The following is a 12,321-nucleotide window of genomic DNA, read 5'->3' as shown; positions in this document are numbered from 1 at the left end:
ATCACTGAAATGAGTTTATTGCTTCCTATAAGCTGCTGTGAAGTCATTGCGCGAGATTACTGCTTATTAATGACCTTTAATTCGGTTTGGCCGTTATCGAGTTGAATCGTTTTGACCAGCAGTGAAATTTTGTTATCCTCATTCAATCGATCCCAGTAAGCATGCAGCGTCTGGTCGATATTGTCGTATACAGGAACCAGCTTAGGCTCACCCTGGAACGATGGCAATGGATCGCCGTCTTCGGAATACGTATGGATGCAGTGTCCGTAGCCAGCAATTGCCTGCTCGTAATGGAAAAATTGACGGAACGTTTGCTCAGGATTGCCTGCATTGGACTTCAAAATGGACAGCTTGTACTGGCACTGTGGATTGTTCAGTTCGATTAGTCCGGAAATACGAGGTGTGTAGTTAGGCGCATCCGGTTCAAAGGTTCTTGTCGTTAATGCCTGCTCAAAAGTACCGCCTGCAAGCAAAGCATCATAGATCGTATCGGTTTGATCACCATTGGTTACAATGTGCGAGCCCTCGGTGTGCTTGAGCGGATAATAAATAATCAGTGAAGGATCGGTCAATAGCGCAGGATCCTTGGCTTCCGTACGCAGAAAACCATTCTCCTCTTGGACAAAAATACGATTACGGCTGTTCACGCTGCGCCCCATAATCCAGTATACCTGAACAAGTTTGGTGCCATCTGGTGTCAGGCCAATGACAATTCCCCGGCCCGGATACGGATTGTGTTGCAAGCTCTCCAGGTTTTGCTCGGCTCTAAGCTTATTTGCAGTCACGTAGATAGATCCCCCTTATAATTAAATCGATAGCTGCTGTATGAATATTTTACTGGCTGTATATTTTAGTGATGGAATAAACGAACGCCGGAATAGGTCATAACCATGTTATAATCATTAGCAGCTTGGACGACTTCCTCGTCACGCATCGAACTGCCTGCTTGAACCACGTATTTCACACCGCTGCGGCTTGCACGGTCCAAATTGTCACGGAACGGCAGGAAGGCATCCGAACCAAAGGTAACGCCTTGCAGCTTATTCAACCATTCGCGCTTCTCTTCACGAGTCAGACGAACAGGTACTTCCTCAAAATATTGCTCCCAGCTGGCGTTTTCAAAAGAGGTTACTTCCTCCTCCAACCACAGATCAATCGCGTTGTTTTGTTCAGGACGGGTAATACCAGCACGGAATTTCATGGCAAGTGCTGCCGGATGCTGACGCAGGAACCAACGGTCGGTTTTATCACCAGCAAGACGCGTACAATGAATTCTGGACTGCTGACCAGCACCAATACCAATGGTTTGTCCGTCCAAGGTATAGCAAATCGAGTTGGATTGTGTGTATTTCAAAGTGATCAAGGCAATCAGCATATCGCGTTTGGCTTCTTCTGGAAGCTCTTTGTTGTTCGTTACAATGTGAGTCAGTACTGAGCTGTCAATCACGGCATTATTGCGCTGCTGCTCGAGAGTCATGCCAAACAGATTACGCTTCTCGATGGGTGCAGCTACATATTCCGGATCAATCTCAAGAACCAAAAACCCGCCTTTTTTCTTCGAACGCAGAATCTCCAAAGCTTCTTCCGTATAGCCTGGTGCTACAACCAGATCGGAAACCTCGCGTTTCAGCAAACGTGCCGTGGATGCATCCACGATATCGCTTAGCGCAGCGCAATCCCCGAAGGAAGACATCCGGTCAGCACCTCTAGCTCTTGCGTATGCAGTTGCCAAGGGAGACAGCTCCAACCCTTCTACAAAGTATGCTTTCGCCAGTTCAGGGCTAAGAGGGGCATATACAGCCGCTCCTGCAGGGCTAACATGCTTGAAGGAAGCAGCAGCAGGAAGACCTGTAGCCAAGCGCAGCTCACGAGCCAGCTGATAGCTGTTCAAAGCATCGAGCAGATTGATAAAACCTGGGTCACCGTTGACAACACGCAGCGGCAGGTTGCCGTTCTCGCTGTAGATCTTGGCTTCTTTTTGGTGTGGATTCATACCGTAGCGCAAATGGATTTCGTTAGGGTTACTCATCGTTTAATTCCTTTCCTATGCAGCTGTATTGGTGGAACTGGGCTTTATATCAATGGAACAATTGAACAATTGAACAATTGAACTCTAATAGCTTATTGATGAATACTTCAGCAGAACCTTCTGTACCGTGTGCAGATCCTAACCGTTCGGCGGGTGATATACGTGTTTACGGGATTAACTGACTTTGGCTTTGTTGAACTTCCATTGAACCTTGTTCTCATGGTGGGAGCTGTTGCTATGGATTCAGCTTTATTGATCCAGCTGCAATCTGTGCAATGACCTGCGGCAGCAGCACATGCTCGATTGGGTGTATACGCGCTGCCAAGCTTTCTTCTGTATCCTCCGGGGTAATGTCCAGGCTTTGCTGGGCAATGATCGGCCCTGTATCCATGCCGCCATCTACATAATGTACCGTGACTCCGGTTACTTTTACCCCGTAATTCAACGCCTGCTTGATAGCATCCAGACCTGGAAATGCAGGAAGCAAGGAAGGGTGAACATTAATCAGCCTTCCATACCAAGGCTCGACAAGCACTGATGTAATCAATCTCATATAGCCTGCCATCACTACCAGGTCAATCTGCTCTTCTTCTAGCCGCTGCACAATCTCCCGTTCATACTGCTCTCTGCTTGCATAATCCTTCGCCCGGAATACAAAAGTGGGTATCCCGAGCTTGTTCGCCCGCTCCACTACCTGTGCCTTGGGGCGGTCACAGACAAGAAGCCCGATGTGAACATCGAGCCTGCCAGCATTCACCGCATCCGCAATAGCCTGGAAATTGGACCCGCTCCCGGAAGCGAACACGGCAATGCGAAAGGACTTACTCATACAACGGCTCCGCTAAATGTAACCACCCGATCTCCTGAGGTTACATGACCCAGCGTATACACCTGCTCACCCTGCTCAGCAAAAATAGCTGCGGCTTCAGCAGCCTGCTGCTCTGGCACGATGATTACCATGCCAATACCCATATTAAAGGTACGGAACATATCGTTATTGCTGATTGAGCCTGTTTCCTGCAGCAGCTGGAAAATCGGCAAAATCGGCCAAGAGCCATAATTGATTTCTACATTGACATCAGCAGGCAGCATCCGCGGAATGTTTTCGATAAAGCCGCCACCCGTAATATGCGCCAAGCCTTTAAGCTCTACCTTTTGCAGAGCAGCAAGCACGGATTTGACATAAATCTTGGTTGGTTCCAGTACCACATCACCCAGTTTGCCGCCCAATGCGTCAATGGTGTCATGCAGGCTGTAGCCTTTTTCCTCTAACAACAGCTTGCGAACTAGCGAAAAGCCATTGCTATGTACGCCACTTGAAGCAAGACCCAGTACGACATCACCCGGACGGATTGTGGAGCCGTCAATGACTTTCTTTTTATCAACAATACCAACTGTGAATCCGGCAATATCATATTCGCCTTCCGCATACATACCCGGCATTTCAGCTGTTTCGCCGCCGATTAGGGCGCAGCCTGCCTGAACGCAGCCATCGCTGATGCCTTTAATAATCGATTCGATTTTTTCAGGGATGACTTTATCACAAGCCAAATAATCAAGGAAAAATAAAGGCTCTGCGCCCTGTACAATAATATCGTTAACGCACATCGCTACCGCATCAATACCAATCGTATCATGCTTGTCCATAGCAAAAGCAATCTTGAGCTTCGTTCCTACGCCATCCGTACCTGACACCAGTACCGGCTCGTCATACTTATCCTTATTCAATCCAAAAAGCCCACCAAATCCACCCAGCTCTGTTAGAACCTCGGGACGAAATGTGGTTTTAACATGTTTTTTCATCCGTTCTACTGCTTCATTACCAGCCGCGATATCGACTCCGGCCTTTTTATATGCATCCGACACTTGTTACACTCCTTTAACTTGGTTGGTGGGAGGTTGGGCTGTTCGCAGTTGTGGAGTAAGAGCATTATGCTTGATCGCCTAAGGTCGGCTCCGGGCTGTGCTGCTTGCCTGCGGCCGCTCTTGAAAATGGGTTATTGTGATTAGACTTGGTGGTGATAACCCATTTTCAAAGGCGGCCTAAGGTTTTCGTAAGAAAACCCGCTTCGTAAGCATTAGGCAAGCACTCAGCCCTCCGCCTACAAGGCGATCAGGCACACATCTTACAAGATGCGAAAGGCTCAACGCAATCCACACAACCTGCGTTTTATTAATGGCCGCGGGGCAGCACTAGCCCCGCTAGTTGTTAATTCGACGGGCCGGACTACGGCCGCGTTAAATTGTTACTCAGTGGGTCATGCTCACAGCCCACATAACTAACACAATTGGCCTGGTCATACGGCCCAGTTGTCACTTTATGAGGTGGTGTGACTCATACCAGCTAGTTTGTCGCTCGGCGGAGCAGGCGAATGCCTCCGCCTTCTTTCTACTCACAGACAAGGTTCTGTGAGAGGGAAGTGCTTGTGAATTTGGATTCATCCAGGTGTATGGAGGAAAAGGGATTGCCATGGAAAGTGTAACGGCCGCCTTTGAAAGAAAGCTGCTTCCTGCAAGGAACCCATTCCATGCAGCTATCTTTCAACAGCGAGTGGAATGGCATCCCTTTTCCGGAGTAACCGTCCGTATGAATCCAAATTCACTGGTTTTCAATCACTGCACTGCGCTGCACTTTTCTCACTCAGACCCTTAGTCGCACCCACATCCGACTTCTGATTCCTCAGTAATCCGCGTAGGGTACATATTGTCAAAACAGGCTGTACAAACGCCTTGATTCACATCACCTTTAGGACGGCCGATTGAGTTTAACAAGCCTTCCTTGCTAAGGAAATAAAGTGAATCGGCATTGATCGCAACCCGAATTTCTTCGATGGACTTTTGAGCGGCGATTAATTCTTTGCGGTCCGGTGTGTCGATTCCATAATAACAAGGATTCATAAAAGGCGGTGAGCTGATTCTTACGTGAACCTCGGTTGCACCCGCTTCACGAAGCATGTTAACGATCCGCAGTGAGGTCGTGCCACGGACGATGGAATCGTCGATCATCACAACCCGCTTGCCGGCAACGATACTGCGTACAGCGCTCAGCTTCATTTTCACGCCCTGTTCGCGCAGTTCCTGGCTCGGCTGGATAAAGGTCCGACCGCTGTAGCGGTTTTTGATTAAGCCCAACTCATAAGGGATACCGGTTTGCTCAGCAAAGCCGATAGCCGCTGAAATACTGGAATCCGGCACGCCGGTGACCACATCAGCGTCAACGAAAGCTTCCTGTGCCAGCTGCTTGCCCATCCGTTTGCGTGCAGAGTGAATATTAATCGAATCCATATCGCTGTCAGGCCGAGCAAAATAAATGTACTCCATCGAACAAATAGCACGCTGCTTGATCGGTGAGAACCGATCCTCAATCAAACCATTTTTCGCATCAAGTACAAGCAATTCACCCGGGATCACATCACGATAGTAGGTTCCTCCCACCGCGTCAAACGCACAGGTTTCTGAAGCGAACAAGTAAGCATTGCCCAAGCGACCCATAACAAAGGGGCGTAAGCCGTGCGGGTCCAAAGCTGCAACCAACTTATCCTTGGTCAAAAACAAAAACGCGTACGCGCCTTCCACCTGCAGCAAGGCTTCTTTTACAGCCAGTTCAATTTCCGTGTGCTTGGAACGTGCAATCAAGTGAGCAACAACTTCGGTATCGCTTGTTGTCTGAAAGATCGAACCCATGTCCTCAAGCTTTTTTTTCATTTCGGCCGCGTTAGTCAAATTACCGTTGGTGGCAATCGCTAAATCGCCGCCGCGATATTTGAACACAAGAGGCTGAGCGTTAGCCAGCTTGCTCTCACCCGCTGTCGAATAACGAACATGCGAGATCGAGTTGGCTCCAGATAAAGTGGTTAAATTATCATTATTAAAAACTTCCTTTACAAGTCCCATGCCGCGATGGTATTTGAAGCTATCACCATCCGCTACACAGATCCCTGCACTCTCCTGGCCGCGGTGCTGCAGCGCATGCAGACCATAATAGGAGAGCGAAGCGGCTTCGGAGTGACCATACACTCCGAATACACCGCATTCCTCCCCTAGCTTATCGAGCAGCCCGTCACGGCTGCCCATATCTTCATTATAATAATTGCCTGTCCATAGCTGCTGCTCCTGCAATGTCTTTATTTCATCAGACATGGAATCGCATCCTTCCAAACCTTTTGTAGTTGTTCAACCGGTGACTGGATGACGGGTTTAGCGTTAATGTGGATATGCAACTCTGTTCCTTGAACTTGACCTAATTGCTGATACGGCACGCCTTGTTCGGAAATCCATTGCTTCAAAGCTTCCGCTTTTTCAGGCGAAGCGCTGAGCAAAATACGAGATTGGCTTTCGCTGAACAGTGCAATATCATTGCGCAGATCTGTGGAGAAATCGACTTGAGCACCGAGGTTGCCGCTGATGCAGCTCTCAGCAAGAGCTACAGCCAAGCCGCCATCGGATAAGTCATGCGCTGAAGCCACGAGACCTTTTTGAATACCGCCAAGCACGGTGCTTAACAGCTTTTTCTCAACATCCAGATCAATTTGAGGCGGACGTCCTTCTGTAACTCCATGGAGAACATATTGGAACTCGCTGCCGCCTAATTCTGCTTTGGTGTCGCCGAGCAGGATAATCACATCGCCCTCTTTTTTAAAGGCTTGCGTCGTAATATGATCGGTATCATGAACCAATCCAACCATTCCGATAACCGGTGTTGGGTAGATAGCACCCTTGGAGTTTTCGTTGTACAAGCTGACATTTCCACCGATAACCGGTGTGTCCAGCTTGCGGCACGCTTCTGAAATACCGTCTGCCGCTTTCTCCAGCTGCCAAAAAATATCAGGTTTTTCCGGGCTTCCGAAGTTCAGGTTATCTGTAATCGCCAGCGGCTCGCCGCCGGAGCATACATTGTTACGAGCTGCTTCCGCAACCGCAATCTTGCCTCCCACTTCAGGGTCCAGATAAACAAAACGGCCATTGCAATCGGTCGACATGGAAAGCGCCTTGCGTGAGTCTTGAATCGTTACGACCGCTGCGTCCGAACCCGGACGAACCGCAGTGCTTGTACGCACCATGTAATCGTATTGATTATAAACCCATTCCTTGCTGGCTACAGTCGGGGAAGCCAATACCTTTTTCAAAGCATCATTCAGATCCGTTACTTCGGCATACCGATTCGTATCTACCTCAGCATTAGCCAGATAGTAAGCAGGTACTTGCGAAGGCTTATTATATACAGGAACCTCGTCAACCAATGCCGTTACCGGCATGTCCGCAACAAGCTCACCCTTGTGGAACAGCTTAAGCGCTCCGTCATTGGTTACTTTACCAACCTTTGCACAATGCAAGCCCCAACGTTCAAAAATCGCTTTGGCCTGCGCCTCATCCTTAGGCTCAACAACGAACAGCATCCGCTCCTGTGATTCGGACAGCATCATTTCATAAGGCGTCATGCCTTCCTCACGCTGTGGCACCTCATCCAGGTACAGCTCCATACCGTTACCTGCTTTGCTTGCCATCTCGGCACTCGAACAAGTAAGTCCGGCTGCACCCATATCCTGAATGCCCAGCACGATACCTGAGTTAATTAAATCCAGGCAAGCTTCCAATACGAGCTTCTCCATGAACGGATCGCCTACTTGTACAGCAGGACGCTTCGCTTCGGACTCCGCAGTCAATTCCTCCGATGCAAAAGTCGCACCATGAATACCATCGCGACCCGTAGCCGGTCCGACATAAAACACCGGATTGCCTACACCTTTGGCAACACCCTTTTGAATCTTGTCGTGATCGATCAATCCTACACACATTGCATTAACGAGCGGATTACCCTCATAGCTTTCATCAAACATAACCTCGCCGCCGACCGTAGGAATTCCGATACAGTTACCATACCCGGCAATCCCCGATACGACATGCTCGAACAAATATTTAACACGGTCATTTTTAAGATTACCAAAACGCAAACTGTTCAGAACAGCAATCGGACGTGCACCCATAGAGAAAATATCACGAATAATTCCGCCCACGCCTGTGGCCGCTCCTTGAAACGGCTCGATAGCAGAAGGGTGATTATGACTTTCAATCTTGAAAACAACGGCTTGATTATCGCCGATATCGACGATCCCCGCACCCTCACCTGGACCCATTAATACCCGCGGTCCTGTTACAGGAAACTTGCGAAGAACTGGCTTCGAGTTTTTGTAGGAGCAATGCTCAGACCACATAACGCTAAATACGCCAATTTCCACATAATTCGGTTTACGTCCGAGGAATCCGCATACTTGATCATATTCCGCGTCTGTGACACCCATCTGCTTATAAAGCTTCTGTTCCGCGATTTGCTCCGCGTTTGGTTCCTTAGCTGTTAACTGCTGCGCCATGTTGTTCCCTCCAAGTGCTCAAAATCGATGTAAACATCCGCTTGCCGTCCGCCGAACCCAACAATTCTTTTACTGCGCGTTCCGGATGCGGCATCATACCAAGTACGTTGCCCGCTTTGTTGCAAATGCCTGCGATATCATCCACAGAACCATTCGGGTTATTGCCTGCTTCATAACGAAAAACGATTTGATTGTTCGCCTGCAGGTCTGCAAGAGTAGCATCGTCACAATAGTAGTTGCCTTCGCCATGAGCGATTGGAATGTTAACCAACTCACCCTTGCTGTACTCTTTTGTAAACGGATTTTCGTTATTATCCACCTGCAGCATAGCCGCATGACAGCGGAATTTAAGCGAATTGTTACGAAGCATGGCGCCAGGCAGCAAACCCGATTCCAGCAAAATTTGAAAACCATTGCAGATCCCGATAATGTAGGTACCCTTCTCAGCCGCTTGCACAAGTGCCGTCATAACAGGAGCAAAACGAGCTATCGCGCCTGTGCGCAAATAATCTCCGTACGAAAAACCACCCGGTACAATAATACAGTCATACTTGGACAAATCGGTTTCGGTATGCCATACATATTCAACAGGCTGCCCGATTGTTTCTTCAACCGCTTTGTAGCAATCGATATCACAGTTGGAGCCTGGAAACACCAATACAGCGAAATTCATGATACTCTAATCCTCCCTTTATTCACCCTTGATTTCCCAGAACCGGGAGCAGTTTACCCTCTCTATAGGGAGGGCCCCAAAGGGCGTTGCCCTCTGGACTCCCTTGGCACGTGTGCAAGACTTTTGTGTTCTCGGGGCGCTTATCGTCCCCATCGGGACACGCTTGACATGGGTGATACATTTCGTTCGCATACTGTGTGCTTATGATGAGCGCTTCCGTCCCTATCGGGACACGCTGAACTTTTGGTGCGATAACATCGCTTAGAGCATAACTGCTTTAAACAGATCAGCATAGCTTCGCTCGCTGATGGTTGGCCTGACGGCTGAGGTTGAAGAGATTAAACTAATTCGTAGCGGTAGTCTTCGATGACTGTGTTCGCTAACAGCTTTTCACACATCGATTTAACACGCTGCTCAGCTTCTGCACGGTCAGCAGTGCCAAGTTCAAATTCTAAATATTTGCCTACACGTACTTTATCCACTTCGCCGAAGCCCATGGAGTGAAGTGCGCCTTGGACGGCTACTCCCTGGGGGTCGAGAACGCTTTGTTTGATCGTGACGTATACGGTTGCTTTTAACATGGGGATGAATCCTCCTTAGAGTTTTCGCAGAAAACTTACTTCGTAAGCATCTACCGAGTTTTCGCAGAAAACTTACTTTGTAAGCATCTACTGAGTTTACATAGAAGCTTATTATAAGCATCTACCGGTGTTGCGCAGAGCACTCGCTTCGCAAGCGCCTGCTTGAGATAGTTTCTATATAATTATGCCACTTAATAATTAGAAGCTGGTGATCTTTCGTTTAAAAGTTCGGTGAATCATGAGCGGAGCGGCCCAAAGTGTTCTGGAGATAGCGAAGCGGTGCCTTTGTTCAAGAATTTCTACAGCTAAATATCTTATAAAATATAAGAAATCCTTGAACAACAGCTGAGAGTTTACTTTAGTAAACTAGCTTCGGAAGCATCATCCCGTAAGAATCTTTGGCCGTGCAGCGGTACTTATTCACCGAACTTTTAAATTTTCACTTAACTAGCAGCTTATAGATGCTTCTATAGCGGCGGGAGGTTTCCTCGACGACATCGGCGGGCAGCGGGTCGGGCTCGCTGTTTTTATCCCAATTCGTGCTGGACAGATACGTACGAACCGGTTCTTTATCCATACCATCGATTTCGATATCGAAGGCGTACTTTTCCTTGGCCCAGAAACGTGAGGAATCCGGTGTGAAGATTTCATCGATCAGAATGATTTCTCCATCAATGAGTCCAAACTCGAACTTGGTATCAGCTAATATGATGCCACGCTCTTCACAAAAGCGATGAGCAAATTCATACAGCATAATGCTCTTGGCTTGCAGCTGCTCGGTCAATTCGGCTCCGACCAGTTCTTTCATCCGTTCGATCGAAATATCTTCGTCATGACCGACATCGTTTTTGGCTGCAGGCGTGAAGATCGGCTTCTCGAAGCGTTCATTTTTACGCAGTCCGCTCGGCAGCTTTTGTCCGTTGATCTCGCCTGTTTGTACATACTGACGCCAGCCCCCACCCGTAATATAACCACGGACGACACATTCGATATCAATACGCTCCGCTTTTTTGGTGACCATGAACCGATCCTTCATGACCTCACGGTCTTTGACAATATCGCCCAATTGATCAACATCGCCATGTACGACATGATTCGGTTGAATATGCGCGGTTTGCTCAAACCAGAATTTGCTTAAGGAGTTGAGCACATTCCCTTTGTCCGGTACTGCAGGTGACAGCACCCAATCGAATGCCGAGATCCGGTCCGTTACCGCGATCAAATAATGCTCTCCTAAATCATACAGCTCACGAACCTTACCTTTGTAGATCAGCGGTGCACTCAGATAAGATTCAGCGCTCGAAATCGCCTTTGTTGAGACCATCGTCTGTAGTCCTCCCCTAATTTATTATTCGGTTAAGCCCAAACGTTTGAAAATCGTATCCACATGCTTCAAATGCCAGGTTGGGTTAAAGCAATCTTCAATTTCTTCGGCGCTCAGCTGCTCACGGATTACAGGCTCGTTCTCAATAATTTCGCGGAACGAACGCTGCTCTTCCCACGCCTGCATGGCACGCGGCTGCACGGTATCATAAGCTTGCTCACGGCTGTAGCCTTTGTCGATCAGCTTGGTCATAACACGACCGGAGAACGGTACGCCGTAAGTACTTTGCATGTTGCGCTTCATATTTTCCGGGAACACGGTAAGGTTCTTCACAATCGTTCCAAAACGGTTCAGCATATAGTTCAGCAAAATCGTTGCATCCGGCAAAATAATCCGTTCTACAGACGAATGCGAGATATCGCGTTCATGCCATAAGGTTACATTCTCATAAGCTGAGACCATATGACCACGAATGACACGGGATAAGCCCGAAATGCTTTCACAGCCGATTGGATTACGCTTATGCGGCATAGCGGATGAGCCCTTTTGACCTTTGGCAAAAGCTTCCTCAACCTCGCGAACCTCACTCTTCTGAAGTGCACGAATTTCAGTCGCGAATTTATCCATGGACGTTGCAATCAGTGCCAGTGTCGCCATATATTCAGCATGACGGTCACGCTGCAGCGTTTGTGTGGAGATCGGAGCCGCTTTTGTACCCAGCTTCTCGCATACGAAGGTTTCAACAAAAGGATCGATATTCGCATACGTACCTACGGCGCCGGAAATTTTACCGTACTGTACACCGTCCGCCGCCAAGCGAAAACGCTCCAGGTTCCGCTTCATTTCTTCCAGCCACAACGCCATTTTCAAACCGAAGGTTGTCGGCTCGGCGTGTACGCCATGTGTCCGTCCCATCATCGGTGTATCTTTATATTGAATTGCTTTATTCCGCAATATTTCAATAAAATTAAGCAGGTCCTTTTCCAAAATCTCATTAGCCTGTCTCAGCAAGTAACCGAGTGCCGTGTCCACAACATCTGTCGACGTCAAGCCATAGTGTACCCATTTCCGCTCAGGGCCTACCTTTTCGGATACCGCACGCGTGAATGCAATCACATCATGGCGCGTTTCCAGCTCAATCTCATAAATACGGTCGATGTCGAAAGCAGCATTTTTGCGCAGTTCCACTACATCTTCCTTCGGGATGACCCCAAGCTCAGCCCAGGCCTCACAAGATAACAGCTCGACCTCCAGCCAAGCATTAAATTTATTTTCCTCTGTCCAAATCCGGGCCATTTCCGGCCTGCTGTAACGTTCAATCATTGATTAATCCCCCGTTCTTCGTG

10 protein-coding genes are annotated in these 12,321 nt (G+C 48.4%); all 10 read right to left on the bottom strand.

Annotated features, from left to right (window positions below):
• Positions 1 to 56: 56 nt before the first annotated feature.
• Positions 57 to 785, bottom strand: a complete 729-nt coding sequence (locus LRL21_RS41950) for an IMP cyclohydrolase (protein ID WP_240421706.1) — start codon at positions 783 to 785, stop codon at positions 57 to 59.
• A 65-nt stretch (positions 786 to 850) separates the two neighbouring features.
• Positions 851 to 2,029 (bottom strand): phosphoribosylaminoimidazolecarboxamide formyltransferase, encoded by a 1,179-nt coding sequence (locus tag LRL21_RS41945; RefSeq protein ID WP_240421705.1) that lies wholly within the window; start codon positions 2,027 to 2,029, stop codon positions 851 to 853.
• Between the two features lie 235 nt (positions 2,030 to 2,264).
• Positions 2,265 to 2,858, bottom strand: coding sequence for a phosphoribosylglycinamide formyltransferase (gene purN / locus LRL21_RS41940; RefSeq protein WP_240421704.1), 594 nt, complete (start codon positions 2,856 to 2,858; stop codon positions 2,265 to 2,267).
• Positions 2,855 to 3,895: a phosphoribosylformylglycinamidine cyclo-ligase gene (purM, locus tag LRL21_RS41935; protein ID WP_240421703.1), complete on the bottom strand. Its 1,041-nt coding sequence runs from the start codon at positions 3,893 to 3,895 to the stop codon at positions 2,855 to 2,857. Before purM ends, purN begins: the two co-directional genes overlap by 4 nt.
• 783 nt (positions 3,896 to 4,678) lie before the next feature.
• Entirely contained in the window at positions 4,679 to 6,169 is a 1,491-nt protein-coding gene (gene purF / locus LRL21_RS41930; protein ID WP_240421702.1) for an amidophosphoribosyltransferase, read from the bottom strand.
• A complete protein-coding gene (gene purL, locus LRL21_RS41925; RefSeq protein WP_240421701.1) occupies positions 6,154 to 8,397 on the bottom strand; it encodes a phosphoribosylformylglycinamidine synthase subunit PurL in 2,244 nt (747 codons plus the stop codon). The genes purF and purL overlap by 16 nt, the downstream gene beginning before the upstream one ends.
• On the bottom strand, positions 8,375 to 9,070 hold the full coding sequence (gene purQ, locus LRL21_RS41920; RefSeq protein ID WP_240421700.1) for a phosphoribosylformylglycinamidine synthase subunit PurQ: 696 nt from the start codon (positions 9,068 to 9,070) through the stop codon (positions 8,375 to 8,377). The genes purL and purQ overlap by 23 nt, the downstream gene beginning before the upstream one ends.
• A 338-nt stretch (positions 9,071 to 9,408) precedes the next feature.
• Positions 9,409 to 9,651, bottom strand: coding sequence for a phosphoribosylformylglycinamidine synthase subunit PurS (gene purS, locus LRL21_RS41915; RefSeq protein ID WP_076237752.1), 243 nt, complete (start codon positions 9,649 to 9,651; stop codon positions 9,409 to 9,411).
• Positions 9,652 to 10,090: 439 nt separating this feature from the next.
• Positions 10,091 to 10,975, bottom strand: a complete 885-nt coding sequence (locus LRL21_RS41910; protein ID WP_240421699.1) for a phosphoribosylaminoimidazolesuccinocarboxamide synthase — start codon at positions 10,973 to 10,975, stop codon at positions 10,091 to 10,093.
• 24 nt (positions 10,976 to 10,999) lie between these two features.
• Positions 11,000 to 12,298: an adenylosuccinate lyase gene (gene purB / locus LRL21_RS41905; protein WP_240421698.1), complete on the bottom strand. Its 1,299-nt coding sequence runs from the start codon at positions 12,296 to 12,298 to the stop codon at positions 11,000 to 11,002.
• Positions 12,299 to 12,321: the final 23 nt, after the last annotated feature.

Origin of the sequence: Paenibacillus periandrae (assembly GCF_022458865.1) — a bacterium.
Classification (GTDB): domain Bacteria; phylum Bacillota; class Bacilli; order Paenibacillales; family NBRC-103111; genus Paenibacillus_S; species Paenibacillus_S periandrae.
Note: the sequence above shows the minus strand (reverse complement) of the source record. Positions and strands in the feature narration are given on the sequence as shown.